The sequence below is a fragment of the Amycolatopsis rifamycinica genome (genome assembly GCF_000695625.1).
GTDB classification, from domain to species: domain Bacteria; phylum Actinomycetota; class Actinomycetes; order Mycobacteriales; family Pseudonocardiaceae; genus Amycolatopsis; species Amycolatopsis rifamycinica.
The window spans coordinates 160,389-177,708 of record NZ_JMQI01000055.1 but is presented as its reverse complement, the minus strand read 5'-3'; the positions used below and the strand labels follow the sequence as shown (position 1 = coordinate 177,708).

Sequence of the window (17,320 nt, the reverse complement as noted above, 5' to 3'; positions counted from 1 at the left end):
TGCTCCGATGACGGAACAGGCCGGCCGGAGGCGGGACGCGGCCGCGACGCGGCAGGCGCTGCTCGACGCCGGCGCGAAGCTGTTCGCCGAGCGCGGGTTCGACCGGACGACCGTGCGCGACATCGCCGACCTGGCCGAGGTCAACCAGGCGCTGCTCTTCCGCTACTTCGGCAGCAAGGAAGCGCTGTTCGAGGCGGTCATCGCCCGCAGCGGGCGCGAGCACCTGGAAACCCACCCGCCCGAGCTGCTGCTCAGCGAGTCGCTGCGCAGCATGCTCGCGCCGGGGAGCGACCACAACCGGACGCTGGAGACGTACCTGCGCTCCTCGGGCAGCGGCGACGTCGGGGCGGTGCTGCGCGAGGAGATCGGCCAGGAGTACACCCGGATCCTGGCCACGCTGACCGACGCCCCGGACGCCGAGCTGCGCGCCGACCTCGCGCTCGCCTGGCTGATGGGCATCGGGGTGGTCCGCGAGCTCACCGGCAAGCAGCCACTGGCCGGTGCCGACCCCGACGACATCGTCCGGCTCGTCCTCACCGCCGTCCGGACGCTGCTGGAGCGCGCCGGATGATCACGGGAGCGCCCGCCGCAGCAGTTCCGCCAGGTGCACCGGCGTCCGGCCCGACTCCTGGGCGATCTGCGTCCGGCAGCTGAAGCCGTCCGAGACCACCACGGTGTCCGGGCCTGCCGCGCGGATCGCCGGCAGCATCCGGTCCTCCGCGACCGCCTTCGAGACGTCGTAGTGGCCGCGTTCGAAGCCGAAATTGCCCGCCAGGCCGCAGCAACCCGAGTCCAGCGTGGTGTTCCGGACGCCGGCGGCCGCCAGCGCGGATTCGTCGGCGCCGAAGCCGAGGACCGCGTGCTGGTGGCAGTGCACCTGCGTGATCGCGTCGACGTCGAGCGCCGCGAACGGGATCGGCGCCCGCTCCAGCAGCTCGGCGAACGTGAACGTCCGGGAAGCCAGCAGCTCCACACGCGCGTCGCCCGGCATGAGCGCGGGCAGGTCGCCGCGGAACAGTGCCGTGCAGCTCGGTTCCAGGCCCGCCACCTCGTAGCCGTCTTCCAGGTACGGCGCCAGCACGGAAAGGGTCCGGTCCAGGACGCGGCGCGCGACGCCGAGCTGGCCCGTCGACACCCACGTCAGTCCACAGCAGACGCCACGGTCCGGCAGCACGACGTCGTAGCCGGCCGCGGTGAGCACCTCGTGGGCCGCGTCGAGCACCGACGGCGTCAGGTAGTTGTTGAACGAGTCCGGCCACAGCACCACCCGGCGCTCCCCTGACGCCCTCCGCCGGAGATCCGCGCGCGACGACGTGAACGGTGAAGGCGCGAAGGAAGGCAGCGCACGTTCCGGCGCTATCCCGCCGAGGCGTTTCACCAAGCCGGCGAACCGCGACCGTCCCACGAGATTGGCCAGCCGCGGCGCCAACGCGCTGAGCCGCAGCCACAGCGGCAGCCAGCCCATCGAGTAGTGCGACGCCGGCCGCAGCCGCCGCCGGTAGTGCTGGTGCAGGAACTCGGCCTTGTACGTCGCCATGTCGACGTCGACCGGGCAGTCGGAGAGGCAGCCCTTGCAGGACAGGCACAGATCTAGTGCGTCGTGCACTTCGGCCGAGCGCCAGCCGTCCTTGATCACTTCACCGTTGATCATCTCCGCGAGCAGGTGCGCCCGTCCGCGCGTCGAGTGCTGTTCCTCGCGGGTGGCCCGGTAACTCGGGCACATCACGCCGCCACCGCTGGTGTTGCGGCACTTCCCGACCCCGACGCAGCGCCGCATCGCCTGGCCGAAGCTGCCCCGGTCCTCCGGGTAGCCGAGGAAGACACTGTCCTCGAAGGACTTGGAGGTCGGCCGCACCCGCAGGTCGGCGTCGATCGGCCGCGGCGCCACCAGGATGCCGGGGTTCATCCGCCCGGCCGGGTCGAAGATGGCCTTGAACCGCGCGAAGACGTCGAGCATCTCGGGGCTGTACATCCGCGACAGCAGCTCGGACCGCGCCTGGCCGTCGCCGTGCTCGCCGGACAGCGAGCCGCCGTGCGCCGCGACGAGGTCCGCGGCCTCCTCCAGGAAGCGCCGGAAGTCCGCCACGCCGGACGAGGAGAGCAGGTCGAAGTCCAGCCGTAGGTGCAGGCAGCCTTCGCCGTAGTGGCCGTAGACGACGCTGCGACGGCCGTGCGCGCGCATGAGCTCCTTGAACTCGCGCAGGTACGCGCCGAGCCGCTCGGGCGGGACGGCCGCGTCTTCCCAGCCGGGCCACGCCTCCGAGCCGTCGGCCAGCCGCGTCGCGAGCCCGGCGCCTTCCTCGCGGATGCGCCACAACCGGCGTTGCGCGGCCGGGTCGTCGAGGATCGCGAAGCCCGTCAGGTCCAAGGACGCCGCCAATGAACGGGCCCGCGCCGCCGGGTCGTCCCCGGCCAGCTCGACGAACAGCCACGCCCCGCCCGGCGGCAGGTCGCCGGCCCGGCCGGGGAGCATCGCGACGAGTTCGGCGTCCACGCCTTCGACGGTCAGCGGCGACCACGGCAGGATCGACGGCACCGCGTCGGCCGCGGCGATGTCGGAGGGGAAGCCCAGCACGGCGAGCACCCGCCGCTTCGGCAGCTCGGCCAGCGAAACCGTCGCCTCCAGGATGGTCACGCAGGTGCCCTCGCTGCCGACGAGCGCCTTGGCGACGTCGAAGCCGTTCTCCGGCAACAGGTGTTCGAGCCCGTAGCCGGACACCCGGCGCGGGAACGTCGAGAGTTCCCTGCGCAGCAAGGCCAGGTTGTCGCGCACCAGCGCGCGCAGCTCGTCGAAGATCCGGCCTTCGGTGGGCTCGTCCGGGCCGACGCGCAGCCGCGTGCCGTCGTAGAGCAGGACTTCCAGCGCGTGGACGACGTCGACCGTGCGCCCCCACGCCACCGAGTGCGAGCCGCACGCGTTGTTGCCGATCATCCCGCCGAGCGTGCAGCGGCTGTGCGTCGACGGGTCCGGCCCGAACCGCAGGCCGTGCGGGGCCGCGACCGCCTGCAGGTCGTCGAGCACCGTGCCGGGCAGCACGCGCGCGAGCCGGGTGTCCGGATCCAGCGAGAGCACCCCGCCGAGGTGCCTCGAGGTGTCGATCACCAGCCCCGGGCCGCACGCGTTCCCGGCGACGCTCGTGCCGCCGCCGCGCGCGATCACCGGCAGGTCGCGATCGCGGGCGGCGGCGACCGCGGCGACGATGTCGTCGACGGTCCGCGGCAGCACCACGCCGTGGGGCACGTGGCGGTAGTTGGACGCGTCGGTCGTGTACAGCGCGAGCGCGGCGGCGTCGGTGAGGATCTCCACACCCCCATTCAAGTCGACCGGACGCCGCCGTACCTCTCCGGCTGTCCACGACCTCGCCGGGGTACCCGCTGATCTGTGCGACGATCGGATCCGGAGGGCAGCCGCATGACGATCGACCTGCACACGCACAGCACCGCCTCGGACGGGACGACCCCGCCCGCGGAGCTCCCGCTGCTGGCCGCCAAGGCCGGGCTCGACGTGGTCGCGCTCACCGACCACGACACGTTCGCCGGGCTGGCCGAGGCCGGCCGCGCCGCCGCGGACGCCGGGATCGAACTGGTGCCCGGGGTCGAGATCTCCTGCCGGCTCGACGACGCCGAGGTGCACCTGCTCGGCTACTTCGCCGATCCCGCCGACGGCCCGCTGGCGGCCGAGCTCGAGCTCATCCGCGGCGACCGCGCCCGGCGCGCGGTCCGGATGGTCGAGCGCTGCCGGGAACTGGGCGCTCCCATCACGCTCGAGCAGGTGCGCGCGATCGCCGGTGGCGCACCGCTGGGCCGCCCGCACGTCGCGGCGGCACTGGTCGCGGCCGGGGTCGTCGCCGACACCCGGGCGGCGTTCACCGCCGGCTGGCTCGCCGACGGTGGCCGCGCCGACGTCCCGAAGCACGTCCTGTCCGCGGCGGACGCGATCGCGCTGGTCCGCGGGGCCGGCGGGGTCGCGGTGCTGGCCCACCCCCGGTCGGAGAAGCGCCGGGCCGAGGTCTCCGACGCGCAGCTGGCCGCGCTGGCCGAGGCGGGCCTGGCCGGGCTCGAAGCCGGCCACCCGGAACAACCGGCGGAGGTCGCGGGGCGGCTGCGTGCCGTGGCCGCCGGGCTGGGCCTGCTCACCACCGGGTCGAGCGACTTCCACGGCGACCGCAAGCCGGTCCGCCTCGGGGAGTTCACCACGCCGCCGGACGTGCTGGCCGCCCTGCGGGAGCGGGCGCGATGACCGCCGCCGCCGGGTGCTCGACGGGACGGCGGCCTCGGTGCCGGGCCCGCCGGGCTGGTCGTCGACGGCTACCAGGACCTCAAACCGTTGCCCGAGGCGAAGGAGTACGTGACGCCAGCCCGGACGTGAGCCGCCGCGCGGCCAGCTCGGCCGCCTCCCGCAGCGGGGTGGTCGAGTGGGCTTCGGCGGCCTCCAGGAGGGTGCGAACGGTGTCTTCGATCGTCTCCACGCGGGCGAGCGCGGCCTCGTGGCCCAGCCCTTCGGCTTCCCGCGAAAGGGTGTAGAGGATGCCCCCCGCGCTCGCCACGTAGTCCGGGATCCACCGGATGCCGCGCGCGGCGAGGTCGTCGGCGACGGTGTCGTCGGTCAGCTGGTTGTTGGCCGGGCCGACGACGAGGGGCGTGTCGAGCCGGGCGGCCGTCCCGGGGTCGAGCACCCCGCCGACCGCCGCCGGGACGACGACGTCTGCGGAGAGGGTGAGCGCCTTCTCCGGCTCCACCCAGGTGAGGCCGCGTCGCTCGGCTTCGGCGCGTTTCGCCGGGTCGATGTCGGAAACGACGACATCGGCCCCGGCCGCGGACAGGCTCGCCGCGAGGTGGGCCCCGACCGAGCCGTAGCCGCTGATCACCACCCGGCGTCCCGTCATGTCCGCCGAGCCGGTCGCCGCCCGGAGCGCGGCGAGCACCCCGACGGCGGTCGGGCCGCTGGAGGAACCGGTTCCGCCCGCGGACTCGGGCGTGCAGAACGCGTACGGCGAGGCTTCGCGGAGCACGAGCATGTCGGCCGGGCCGGTGCCCACGTCCGGGCCCGCCTGGTAGCGGCCGCCGAACTCCGCGATCAGGTCGGCGTGGTCGAGCAGGACGGCCCGGCGCTCCTCGGGCGAGAGCACGCGGCCGGGCTCGGGCGCGATGACGCTCTTGCCGCCCCCGAACGCCAGCCCGGCGACGGCGCACTTCGCCGTCATGGCGGCCGACAGGCGCAGGACGTCGCCGATGGCTTCTTCCAGCGTGGCGTAGGGCTTGAAGCGGCAGCCGCCGACGGCGGGGCCGAGGGCGGTCGAATGGACGGCCACCATCGTGGTGATGCCGGATCGACGGCCCCGGCGGACTACGAGCTGCTCATGTGCGGTCATGAGCGCCGAAGTTAGGGTGACAGCCGGCAGCGCGGACCGGCTGCCGAACGAAATTCGGCACAGACGTGGAGGGGCCGGTGTTGGACGAACTTGATTCGGCGATCGTGCGGCAGCTGCAGGAGGACGCGCGCCAGACCAACCGCGACATCGCCCGGAAGGTCGGCATCGCGCCCTCGACGTGCCTCGAACGCATCCGGCTGCTGCGCGAACGCGGCGTCATCCGCGGCTACCACGCCGACATCGACCTGCCGAGCCTCAACCGCGGTGTCCGCGCGCTCGTCACGGCGCAGGTGCGGCCGCTGAGCCGGGCGGTGATCGATTCCTTCCAACGGTCGATCGCCGAACTGCCCGAAGTGCTCTCGGTGTACGTCACGGCGGGAAACGACGATTTCCTGATCGAAGTGACCACCCCCGACATCGACGCCTTGCACGCATTCCTGACCGACCGGCTCGCGTTGCGCCGGGAGATCGTCGGGTTCCGGACGTCGATCGTTTTCCGGCACCTGCGCAAGACGATGCTTGAACCGCTCCCGTAGGGGTATCCGGGGTTCACCCCGGAACGGCGCGACACGCCGCCCTTACGTGCACCCCTGAAATACCCGGGTTCGCACGCTGGGAGGCGGAAACTGTCGGTGGCGGGGCGTCTAATGAGCACGACGAAAGGAGGCGCCGCCATGATCACCGCATTGAACCATCGTGAGCGGGCCACGTTGAGAGCCGTGGCCGGGGGCCACGCCGAGATCAGCTGCAGTTGCGAGCCGGACCTGTTCATCGACGGCCTGAGCTGCTGCGACCAGTCCACCGTGCACCGGCTCGCGCGGCTCGGCCTGATCGCACCCGCCCGCCCCGGCAAGTGCGGCGAGCGCGTTCCCGCGCTGCTCACCGAAGCCGGCTCGCGGGCGCTGGGCGAAGTCTTCGCCGCCGCGGCGTAAACACGTTGTCACACACTGGGGTCAGTGACAGCATCACCCGATGCACGTATTCCTCGAAACCGAGCGGCTGATTCTGCGCCGGTTCACCGAGAACGACGCCGACGCGCTCTTCGAGCTCTACGACGACCCGGCCGTCATGAAGTACCTCAATGGGGGACAGCCGGCGGACCGCGCCGAGATCGTCACCCTGGATCTTCCCGCGTTCCTCGGTTACTACGAGCGTTTCCCCGGTTACGGGTTCTGGGCGGCGATCGAGAAGAGCACGGGCGACTTCCTGGGGTGGTTCCATTTCCGCCCGCGCCCGCACGATCCGCCGGACGAGCCCGAGCTCGGCTACCGGCTGCACCGGACGGCGTGGGGCAAGGGCTACGGCACCGAAGGCTCGGCGGCCCTGCTCGCCAAGGGCTTCACCGAACTGGGGGTCCGCCGCGTGAGCGCGGCCACCATGGTGGTGAACAGGGCCTCGCGCCGCGTGATGGAAAAGCTGGGGATGAAGCTCATCCGCACGTACTTCGAGGAGTTCCCGGAACACGAACGGGCTCCGGGCAGTGAACACGGCGAAGTCGAGTACGCCATCACCCGCGAGGAGTGGCTGGCGCGGTCGTGAGTGTTCAGGGCGGCTGGAACCGCCCTGAACACCCACTACGGGTCAGCGGTAGACCTCGAACTCGTAGATGCGCGACGCGCCGTTGCCGTCGTTGGCCGGCGTGGTGACGTTCAGCTTCACGTACCGGGCCGATCGGGTCGCGATCGGGTGATACGTGCGGCTCGCCCGAGACCCGGTCACGGAGGCGACCGTCGTCCACGTCGAGCCGTCGGCCGAGGTCTGGATGGTGAACGCGCCGGTGTTCCAGCCCGTGGTCTCACCGCCGAGGCCGGCGTGCTTGACCACGAACGACGAGACGTTCTGCGCCGACCCGAGGTCGACCTGCAGGAACTTCGTCGCCGCGGTGGTGCAGAACTTGCTGTTGCCCGCGAGGTTGCCGTCGAAGGCGTTGGCCGGGGCTTCGGCCGAGTTGCACGGCGCCGAGCCCGTCGCCGCCTTGCCCAGCGCCAGGTTCGTCCCGAGCTCCGGTGCGGCGGGCGGCGGCGTGAACCCGTCGTTGTACGACGGCGGGACGTCCGCGGCGCTCGTCCCCCACCCGCTCGGCGCCGAGCCCATCGCGTAACTCAGCGTGGACACGCCCGCGATGTCGCCGTACCGGATCCACGACTTGGTCGTCGAGACGCCGTTGACGCTCACGCTCTGCACGTACTGGGCCCCTTGGCCCGCGCCCGCGCCGGTGATCTGGACCGTCCCGGACGGCCGGATGATCGAAGCCGACGGGAACAGCGGGCCGTGCAGGGCGAGGACGTCCGTGCCCGGGGTCGCCGGGTACATCCCGAGCGCGGCGAAGACGTACCACGCCGAGGTGGCGCCGAGGTCGTCGTTGCCGGGCAGGCCGCCGGGCCCGGTGGTGAACGACTCGTTCATCACCCGCCGCACCGCGGAGCTGGTGCCCTGCGGGTGGGCGGCGTAGTTGTAGGCCCACGGCACGCCGTGCTCGGGCTCGTTGCCGATGTAGAAGTACGGCTGGGTGAGGCCGCCGTTGAGCTGCGTGAAGTGGTGGTCCAGCCGCTGGACGGCGGTCTGGCGGCCGCCCATCAGGTTGATCAGGCCCTGGTAGTTGTAGGGCACCATCCAGGTGTACTGCGACGGGTTGCCCTCGGTGTAGCCGCTATTGCTCGACGGCACGACCGGCCAAGCCCACGTGCCGGTGCTGCCGCGCGGCTGGACGTAGCCGGAGTCGGGGCCGAACACGTTCTGCCACCACTGGGCGCGCTGCATGTAGGTGGTGTACTTCGTGGTGTCGCCGAGCGCCTTCGCGAACTGCGCCACCGCGAAGTCGGACGCCGAGTACTCGAGCGAGTCCGACGGGTCTTCGTAGACGTAGTGCCGGCTGAGGTAGCCGCTTTCCCGGCCGCGGATCGCCTGCCCCTGCGTGGCCCCGCCGCTCGCGCTCTTGTCCATCAGGGTCAGCGCCGCCGCGGTGTCGAAGCCGCGGACGCCGAAGGCGTACATGCTGCCGACGATGATCGGCCCGGGGTCACCGGTCATCACGAAGTGCTCGTTGCTGTTGTGCGACCACTTGGGCAGCAGGCCGCCCTGCTGGCCGTCCAGCACCATGGACTTCGCGATGTCGCTCGCTTCGTTCGGCGCGACCAGCCCGATCAGCGCCGCCCACGACCGGTAGATGTCCCAGCCCGAGTAGTTCTGGTACACGGTGTGGGACGCGGTGTGGATCGCCTGGTCGAACCCCCGGTACTGGCCGTTCGTGTCGCTGGCGATGTTCGGGTTCTGGAACACGTGGTACAGCGCCGTGTAGAACTTCTGCAGGTCCGCGCTCGTGCCCCCGGTCACCTGCACCCGGTTCAGGACGGTGTTCCAGCTCGTGTCGGCGGCCGCCCGGATCCCGGCGAAGTCGAAGCCGGGGTTTTCGGCGGCGAGGTTCGCCTGCGCGTTGGCGAGGCTGACGAACGAAATGCCGACCTTCGCCTGGACCGTGGTGTTGGCGGAGGTGTCGAAGGTGACGTACCCGCCCGAGTTCGTGCCGCTGGTGCTCGCGGAACCGGCGCTGACCGTCCCGCCGAGCCAGGTGCCGAACCCGCTGGGCGCGCGGTCGAACTGGATGACGTAGAAGATCTGGTAGGTCTTCGACGAGCCGCAGAAGCCGCCACCGGTCACCGAACCGGTGAGCTGGCTGCCGTTGACGCTGATCGCACCGCTGCGGCTGCCGGTGGCGCTGCGGCCGGTGTTGACGAGCAGCCGCGCGGACGTCGTGTTCGGGTAGGTCAGCTTCATGAAGCCGGAACGCTGGGTCGCGGACAGTTCGACGGTGGTGTTGTAGTTGTCGAGCTTGTTCTTGTAGTAGCCGGGCGCGGCCGACTCGTTGGCCTTCGTGTAGCGGCCCGCGTACCCCGTCCAGCCCGTGCCGGGCGAAGTGCCGATCGCGCCGGTGATCGGCAGCAGGCCGAGGTCTTCGTTGTTGGCGCAGCCGGCGCCGTTGAAGTGGGTGAGGCTGAATTCCTCGATGCTGCTGTCGCCGTAGCGGTACCCGGACGGCGACGCGGTCGGGGTGTCCGGGCTGAACTGCACCATGCCGAACGGCACGACCGCACCCGGGTAGGTGCTGCCGCCGGCGCCGCCGGGCACCGGGTTGGGCGAGTTGCTGTTGTCCGTGCCGATGAAGGGATTCACGTACTGCGTGAGGGCGAGCGTCGCGGCGCCGGCGGCCGGGGCGGCGAGCCCCGCTCCCGCGAAAACCGCGGCGAACGCGGCCGCGCACACTTGTCTGACCAGTGGTCTGGACATGACCCTTCCTCTCCTCGTCGCACCTTTTCCGCCGGGCGACATCGTTGTCGGGCAAGCAGAACGAGCGGTGACAACGTTGTCAGCCCGGCTTGCGCCGCGCCGGCAACGTCCAGGGGGATCGAAGTGGTACCGGAACTCGGTGGCAGGACATGGTGACACGGCGGGACCGGTCGGCGGAAGCACCGAAAGTTCGTTGTGCGCCAACCGGTTCCGCGACCGGACCACTCAGCGCCGGTGGACCACCCAGTGGTCGCCGAGCGGGGTCGTGGCCGCTTCGCCGTTCGTCAGGTCCGCCAGCCAGCTCTCGAGGGCCGGCGCCTCGCCGGGTGCCAGCCCGACCTCGAACCGGGCTCGTTCGTCGAAGCGCGTCGCGTGGAGGAGGTACGGCGACGCGCGCAGATCGTTTTCCAGCCGGCCGGCGCGGTCGTAGTCCACGGCCACTTCGACGAGCGTGAGACGCCGGTGTTCTAGTACACCAACCACGTCCAGAGCGTCCGAAACGGACTGACCGTACGCGCGGATCAAACCGCCCGCACCCAGCAGCACGCCGCCGAAGTACCGCGTCACCACCGCGACCGTGTCGGTCAGCTCCCGGCGGCGCAGCACTTCCAGCATCGACGTGCCCGCGGTGCCCGCCGGTTCACCGTCGTCACTGGACCGCTGCGTCCGCCCGTCCGGGCCGAGGACGAAGGCGTGACAGTGGTGCCGCGCACCCGGATCCGCGCGCCGGCGGCCCGCGATGAACTCGCGCGCGGCCGCTTCCGACGTCACCGGAGCGAGCGCGCAGAGGAAGCGGGAGCGCTTGATCTCGATCTCGTGGACTCCCGTCCGAGCCACGGAGAGATAACGATCAGTCATCGGGCCAGTCCGCCATGCACCCAGCTTCCCACCCCGGCACCGGTGGCCACCAGCCGCCCCGGACCACTTCGGACGGACATTTCCGCAGGTCAGCGGCACTGTCGCTCGCTCTGCGGGAGGCCCAGCCCGGCATATGGGACCACCCCTGGGCACGTCAACGCAAGCGTGGCATTTCCCACCCGGAGGCAACGACGTATGTCGATAACAGCGAATTCACACTATCGTCATAAGACCCGGCGAACCCGGGAGTAACACCGCGCGCTCCGGACGGCCCCCACCACAGTGGCCGGCCTGTGCGCGCTCGCAGCACCCGACATGTTCGGCTGCCCAGCGTCGTGCGGCCTCCCAGATGATCCGCGTCCGGTTTCCGAGCATCGAGGCTCGGCCGGTCCTTCGCGGCGTCTTGCACTGTGACCAACGCCGACAACAGCAACTGTTCTCGACTGACCATCGCGGTACCGGACCACTTCGTTAACCGGTTCAGCTCGAACCACTCGATGAGGTGAGTACCGGTCGCGCCAACGCCTTGGGAGGCGGCCAGCCGTGACCCACCGTGCCAGTTCCCTGCCCCCGTCCGGGGAGCAGCTCAGCAACGCCGAGGCCGAGGGCCTCTACCGGAGCGACTACGAACACGACGCCTGCGGTGTCGCCTTCGTCGCCGACCTGACCGGGCGCCGAGATCATGCGATCGTCGCCAAGGCCCTGGTCGCGTTGCGCAACCTGGAACACCGCGGGGCTCGTGGCGCCGAACCGGACACCGGCGACGGCGCCGGACTGCTGATCCAGATCCCGGACGAGTTCTACCGCGAGGTCGTGGACTTCGCGCTCCCCGAGCCGGGCACCTACGCGGTCGGCACGGCTTTCCTGCCGCAGGACGAAAAGCGCCGCGGCCGGGCCATGACGACCATCGAGCGCATCGCCGCCGAGGAGGACATGCGCGTCCTCGGCTGGCGCGAGCTGCCGGTGCACACCGAGCACTGCGGGCCGACCGCGGCCGAGACCATGCCGCACTTCACGCAGCTGTTCCTCACCGCGCGCCGCCCGAAGCCGGAGCACTCGGACCCGCTGCACATCGAGCGCAGCGCCTTCTGCGTCCGCAAGCGCGCCGAGCACGAACTCGTCGAAGACGACGTTTACTTCCCGTCGCTGTCCTCGCGCACGATCGTCTACAAAGGAATGCTCACCGAGCCGCAGGTCGAGCGCTTCTTCGCCGACCTCACCGACGAGCGCGTCACGAGCGCCATCGGCCTGGTGCACTCCCGCTTCTCCACCAACACGTTCCCGTCGTGGCCGCTCGCGCACCCGTACCGGTACGTGGCGCACAACGGCGAGATCAACACGTTGCGCGGCAACCGCAACTGGATGGACGCCCGCGAGGCGCTGCTGGAGACCGACCTGATCCCGGGCGACCTCAAGCGCGTCTACCCGGTGATCACCCGCGGCGCCAGCGACTCGGCGTCCTTCGACGAGGTGCTGGAGCTGCTGCACCTCGGCGGCCGCTCGCTGCCCCACGCCGTCCTGATGATGATCCCGGAGGCCTGGGAGAACCACCAGGAGATGGACCCCGCGCGGCGCGCGTTCTACGAGTTCCACTCGACGCTGATGGAGCCGTGGGACGGCCCGGCGCTGGTCGCCTTCACCGACGGCTCGCAGATCGGGGCGGTCCTCGACCGCAACGGCCTGCGCCCCGGCCGGTACTGGGTGACCGACGACGGCCTCGTCGTGCTCGCCTCCGAAGTCGGCGTGCTCGACATCGACCCGGCGACGATCGTCCGGAAGGGACGTCTCGAGCCCGGCCGGATGTTCCTCGTGGACACCGTCGAAGGCCGGATCATCGAGGACGAAGAGGTCAAGACCGAGCTGGCCACCGCCCACCCGTACGACGAGTGGGTCGACGCCGGACTCGTGCACCTGGACGACCTCCCCGAGCGCGACCGCGAGGTCCCGCTGCACGCCACGCTCGTCCGCCGACAGCAGTCGTTCGGCTACACCGAGGAAGAGCTCGAAGCCATCCTCGAGCCGATGGCCCGCACCGGCGCGGAGCCGATCGGCTCGATGGGCAACGACTCCCCCATCGCGACGCTGTCCAGCCGCCCGCGGCTGATCTTCGACTACTTCATCCAGCTGTTCGCCCAGGTGACGAACCCGCCGCTGGACGCCATCCGCGAGGAGCTCGTCACCGCGCTCGGCACCCAGATCGGCGCCGAGCCGAACCTGCTCGTCGGCAACGCCGCCAGCTGCCGCCGGATCGCGCTGCCGTTCCCGGTGCTCGACAACGACCAGCTCGCCAAGCTGGTGCACGTCAACGACGACGGCGACCTGCCGGAGTTCCAGGCGGTCACCGTGCTCGGCCGGTACAACGTGCACGGCGGCGGCGAGGCGCTCGTCAAGCGGCTCGACGAGATCCGCGCCGAGGTTTCCGAGGCGATCGAGGACGGCGCCCGGTTGATCGTGCTGTCCGACCGCGGCGTCGACGAAAACCACGCGCCCATCCCCTCGCTGCTGCTGACCGGCGCGGTGCACCACCACCTCGTCCGCGAGAAGACGCGCACGCAGGTCGGCCTCATCGTCGAGGCCGGCGACGCGCGCGAGGTGCACCACATCGCGCTGCTCATCGGCTACGGCGTCGCCGCGGTGAACCCGTACCTGGCGATGGCGACCGTCGAGGAGATGGCCCACCGCGGCCTGATCCCCGGGGTGACGCCGAAACAGGCGACGCAGAACCTGATCAAGGCGCTCGGCAAGGGTGTCCGCAAGACGATGTCCAAGATGGGCGTTTCGACCGTCGCGTCCTACACCGGCGCGCAGATCTTCGAGGCCATCGGGCTCGGCGAAGAGGTCATCGAGAACTGCTTCACCGGCACGACGTCCCGCCTCGGTGGCGTCGGCTTCGAGACGCTCGCCGACGAGGTCGCGAAGCGGCACAAGTACGCGTTCCCGGCGGACGGCTTCCGGGCCGCCCACCGCGAGCTGGAGACCGGCGCGGACTACCAGTGGCGCCGCGAGGGCGAGCCGCACCTGTTCAACCCGCAGACGGTGTTCAAGCTGCAGCACTCCACGCGGTCGGGCAAGTACGAGATCTTCAAGGAGTACACGAAGGCCGTCGACGACCAGGCCGAGAAGCTGCTCACGCTGCGCGGGCTGTTCGACTTCAAGTACGGCCAGCGGCCGCCGGTGCCGATCGAGGAGGTCGAGCCGGTCTCGTCGATCGTCAAGCGGTTCGCCACCGGCGCCATCTCCTACGGCTCGATCTCCATGGAGATGCACCAGACCCTCGCCATCGCGATGAACCGCCTCGGCGGCAAGTCCAACACCGGCGAGGGCGGCGAAGACCCGGAGCGGCTGTACGACCCGGAGCGCCGCAGCGCCGTGAAGCAGGTCGCTTCCGGCCGGTTCGGCGTCACGAGCGAATACCTCGTCAACGCCGACGACATCCAGATCAAGATGGCGCAGGGCGCGAAGCCCGGCGAAGGCGGGCAGCTGCCCGGCGCGAAGGTGTACCCGTGGATCGCGAAGACGCGGTTCTCGACGCCGGGCGTGGGATTGATTTCGCCGCCGCCGCACCACGACATCTACTCGATCGAGGACCTGGCGCAGCTGATCCACGACCTCAAGAACGCCAACCCGAGCGCGCGCATCCACGTGAAGCTCGTGTCCGAGGTCGGCGTCGGCACGGTCGCCGCCGGCGTCTCCAAGGCGCACGCCGACGTCGTGCTCATCTCGGGCCACGACGGCGGGACGGGCGCGTCGCCGCTGTCGTCGATCAAGCACGCCGGTGGCCCGTGGGAGCTGGGCCTGGCCGAGACGCAGCAGACGCTGCTGGCCAACCGGCTGCGCGACCGGATCGTGGTGCAGACCGACGGCCAGCTCAAGACCGGCCGCGACGTCATCATCGCGGCGCTGCTCGGCGCCGAGGAGTTCGGCTTCGCGACCGCGCCGCTGGTGGTGTCGGGCTGCATCATGATGCGCGTCTGCCACCTCGACACCTGCCCGGTGGGCGTCGCGACGCAGAACCCGAAGCTGCGCGAGAAGTTCAGCGGCAAGGCCGAATACGTCGTGAACTTCTTCGAGTTCATCGCCCAGGAAGTCCGGGAGTACCTGGCGGCGCTGGGCTTCCGGTCGATCGCCGAGGCCGTCGGGCACGCCGAGTTCCTCGACAAGCGCAAGGCGATCGACCACTGGAAGGCGGCGGGGCTGGACCTGTCGCCGATCTTCCACGTGCCCGACATGGCCCCCGCCGGGCTGCGGCTGCAGCAGACGCAGCAGGACCACGGGCTGGAGAAGGCGCTGGACAACACGCTGATCCAGCTCGCCGAGGGTGCGCTGAACTCCGGTGACAAGGTGCGGCTGGAACTGCCGGTGCGCAACGTGAACCGGACCGTCGGCACGATGCTCGGGTCGGAGCTGACCAAGCGCTGGGGCGGCGAAGGCCTGCCGGACGACACCATCGACGTCACCTTCACCGGCACCGCGGGCCAGTCGTTCGGCGCGTTCGTGCCCAAGGGCATCACGCTGCGGCTGTACGGCGACGGCAACGACTACGTCGGCAAGGGCCTCTCGGGCGGACGGCTGATCGTGCGGCCGCCTCGCGAAGCGCAGTACGTCGCCGAAGAGCAGATCATCGCGGGCAACGTCATCGCCTACGGCGCGACCAGCGGCGAGATCTTCATCCGCGGCAAGGTCGGCGAGCGGTTCTGCGTGCGCAACTCGGGCGCGCTGGCCGTCGTCGAGGGCGTCGGCGACCACGGCGGCGAGTACATGACCGGCGGCCGGATGGTCGTGCTCGGGCCGATCGGGCGCAACTTCGCGGCCGGCATGTCCGGCGGTATCGCCTACGTGCTGGACCTGCCCGCGCACCGCGTCAACCCGGAGATGGTCGACCTCGACCCGCTCGACTCCGAGGACGCGGACTTCCTGCGGGAAACGCTGGAGAAGCACTACAACGAAACGGAATCCGCGGTCGCGCGGGAACTGCTGGCCGACTGGGACGCGGGTGTCGACCGCTTCGGGAAGGTCATGCCGAAGGACTACAAGCGCGTGCTCGCCGCCCAGGTGCAGGCCGAGCGCGACGGGCGCGACGTGAACGAGGCGATCATGGAGGCCGCACATGGCTGACCCCAAGGGCTTTCTGACCACCACCCGCGAAGAGCCGAAGCGCCGTCCGGTCGACCTCCGGCTGATGGACTGGCGAGAGGTCTACGAAGACTTCGCCACGACGAAGCTGCAGAAGCAGGCCGGCCGCTGCATGGACTGCGGCATCCCGTTCTGCCACCAGGGCTGCCCGCTCGGGAACCTCATCCCCGAGTGGAACACGCTGACCTGGCGGGAGGACTGGCAGCAGGCCATCGAGCGGCTGCACGCGACGAACAACTTCCCGGAGTTCACCGGCACCCTGTGCCCGGCGCCGTGCGAGACGGCGTGCGTGCTCGGCATCAACGACGACCCGGTGACGATCAAGCGCGTCGAGATCTCGATCATCGACCGCGCCTTCGACGAGGGCTGGGTCACGCCCCAGCTGCCCGTCGCGCTCACGGGCAAGAAGGTCGCGGTCGTCGGGTCCGGCCCGTCGGGTCTCGCCGCGGCGCAGCAGCTGACGCGCGCGGGCCACAGCGTCGTGGTCCTCGAGCGGGCCGACAAGATCGGCGGGCTGCTGCGCTACGGCATCCCCGAGTTCAAGATGGAGAAGTCCCGCCTCGACCGGCGCCTGGCGCAGATGGAGGCGGAGGGCACGGAGTTCCGGACGTCGGTGAACGTCGGCGTGGACGTCTCGGCTGCGGAACTGACTTCGTCCTACGACGCGGTCGTCCTGGCCGGCGGCGCCACCGACTGGCGCGACCTGCCCATCCCCGGCCGGGAGCTGGACGGCATCCACCAGGCCATGGAGTTCCTGCCGCCGGCCAACCGGGTCGCTTCGGGCGAACTGGAGAAGTCGCCGTTCGACGCCGCGGGCCTCGACGTCGTGGTCATCGGCGGCGGCGACACGGGCGCGGACTGCGTCGGCACGTCCCACCGCCAGGGCGCGCGGTCGGTGACGCAGCTGGAGATCATGCCGAAGCCGCCGGAGTCCCGTTCGGACGCGCACCCGTGGCCGACGTACCCGATGATCTACCGGGTGTCCTCGGCGCACGAAGAGGGCGGCGAGCGGCTGTACGCGGTGAACACGCAGGAGTTCCTGGGCGATTCCGACGGCCGCGTCCGGGCCCTGAAGCTGGTCGAGGTCCGCAACGAGGGCGGCAAGTTCGTCGCCGTGCCGGGCACCGAACGCGAGCTGCCCGCGCAGCTCGTCCTGCTGGCCATGGGCTTCCTCGGGCCGCAGAAGCAGGGCCTGCTCGAGGACCTCGGGGTCGAGCTGGACGCGCGCGGCAACGTGGCGCGTGACCAGGCGTTCAAGACGAGCCTGGACAACGTGTTCGTGGCCGGCGACATGGGCCGCGGGCAGTCCCTGATCGTCTGGGCGATCGCCGAGGGCCGCAGCGCGGCGGCCGGCGTCGACGCGTACCTGACCGGCCGCGACGTCCTGCCCCGCCCGATCGCGCCGACGGACCGGCCGATCGCGTAAGACCCGGCGCCGGCGGAGGTGTCATCGTCGCCACCTCCGCCGGCGCTGTCCCACTTCCCCACTTCCTCCGCCGCCCCTGGCCACTCCGTGCCCGGTATTCTTTCCGGCCTGAAACTGTTTCACGCTCAACTTAAACTTTCGTGTGAAACCGGCAAACGGGTGGCAGCACCGGCCTCCGGCGTTGCACTCTGTATTCAGGGGACCCGGTCGGCCGAGGGGGGATTCCGGTCGGCCGGGTGCCCGCCGA

Annotated in this window: 11 protein-coding genes; 7 read left to right on the top strand and 4 right to left on the bottom strand. The window is 70.8% G+C overall.

Going from position 1 to position 17,320, the window contains the following annotated elements:
* The first annotated feature begins 7 nt into the window (after window positions 1–7).
* Window positions 8–571 (top strand): TetR/AcrR family transcriptional regulator, encoded by a 564-nt coding sequence (locus tag DV20_RS26410; protein WP_043784719.1) that lies wholly within the window; start codon window positions 8–10, stop codon window positions 569–571.
* Here the strand turns inward: DV20_RS26410 and DV20_RS26405 are convergent, their stop codons facing one another.
* A complete protein-coding gene (locus DV20_RS26405) occupies window positions 572–3,307 on the bottom strand; it encodes an FAD-binding and (Fe-S)-binding domain-containing protein (RefSeq protein WP_043784717.1) in 2,736 nt (911 codons plus the stop codon).
* A 105-nt stretch (window positions 3,308–3,412) separates the two neighbouring features.
* On the opposite strand from DV20_RS26405, the gene DV20_RS26400 reads away from it, so the two are divergent.
* Entirely contained in the window at window positions 3,413–4,240 is an 828-nt protein-coding gene (locus tag DV20_RS26400) for a PHP domain-containing protein (RefSeq protein ID WP_043784715.1), read from the top strand.
* 79 nt (window positions 4,241–4,319) lie between these two features.
* On the opposite strand, the gene DV20_RS26395 is transcribed toward DV20_RS26400, so the two are convergent.
* Entirely contained in the window at window positions 4,320–5,372 is a 1,053-nt protein-coding gene (locus DV20_RS26395) for a Glu/Leu/Phe/Val dehydrogenase dimerization domain-containing protein (protein ID WP_043784714.1), read from the bottom strand.
* Window positions 5,373–5,452: 80 nt separating this feature from the next.
* Between DV20_RS26395 and DV20_RS26390 the strand changes: the two genes are divergently transcribed.
* From DV20_RS26390 to DV20_RS26380, 3 genes are all read left to right on the top strand, one after another.
* The gene (locus DV20_RS26390) at window positions 5,453–5,908 is read left to right on the top strand and encodes an Lrp/AsnC family transcriptional regulator (protein WP_043784890.1); all 456 of its coding nucleotides are present in this window, start codon (window positions 5,453–5,455) and stop codon (window positions 5,906–5,908) included.
* Between the two features lie 138 nt (window positions 5,909–6,046).
* The gene (locus tag DV20_RS26385) at window positions 6,047–6,304 is read left to right on the top strand and encodes a hypothetical protein (protein ID WP_200876501.1); all 258 of its coding nucleotides are present in this window, start codon (window positions 6,047–6,049) and stop codon (window positions 6,302–6,304) included.
* Between the two features lie 40 nt (window positions 6,305–6,344).
* Window positions 6,345–6,911, top strand: coding sequence for a GNAT family N-acetyltransferase (locus tag DV20_RS26380; protein WP_043784710.1), 567 nt, complete (start codon window positions 6,345–6,347; stop codon window positions 6,909–6,911).
* A gap of 42 nt (window positions 6,912–6,953) precedes the next feature.
* On the opposite strand, the gene DV20_RS26375 is transcribed toward DV20_RS26380, so the two are convergent.
* Together DV20_RS26375 and DV20_RS26370 are read right to left on the bottom strand one after the other, a co-directional pair.
* The gene (locus DV20_RS26375; RefSeq protein WP_043784705.1) at window positions 6,954–9,656 is read right to left on the bottom strand and encodes a GH92 family glycosyl hydrolase; all 2,703 of its coding nucleotides are present in this window, start codon (window positions 9,654–9,656) and stop codon (window positions 6,954–6,956) included.
* Window positions 9,657–9,881: 225 nt separating this feature from the next.
* Window positions 9,882–10,514 (bottom strand): YigZ family protein, encoded by a 633-nt coding sequence (locus DV20_RS26370; RefSeq protein WP_043784702.1) that lies wholly within the window; start codon window positions 10,512–10,514, stop codon window positions 9,882–9,884.
* 543 nt (window positions 10,515–11,057) lie between these two features.
* Here DV20_RS26370 and gltB point away from each other — a divergent pair.
* On the top strand, window positions 11,058–15,629 hold the full coding sequence (gene gltB, locus DV20_RS26365) for a glutamate synthase large subunit (RefSeq protein ID WP_043784700.1): 4,572 nt from the start codon (window positions 11,058–11,060) through the stop codon (window positions 15,627–15,629).
* Window positions 15,622–17,073 carry a glutamate synthase subunit beta gene (locus DV20_RS26360; protein WP_043784697.1) on the top strand — a complete coding sequence of 484 codons (1,452 nt, stop codon included), beginning with the start codon at window positions 15,622–15,624 and terminating at the stop codon, window positions 17,071–17,073. The genes gltB and DV20_RS26360 overlap by 8 nt, the downstream gene beginning before the upstream one ends.
* The last annotated feature ends 247 nt before the right edge of the window (window positions 17,074–17,320 follow it).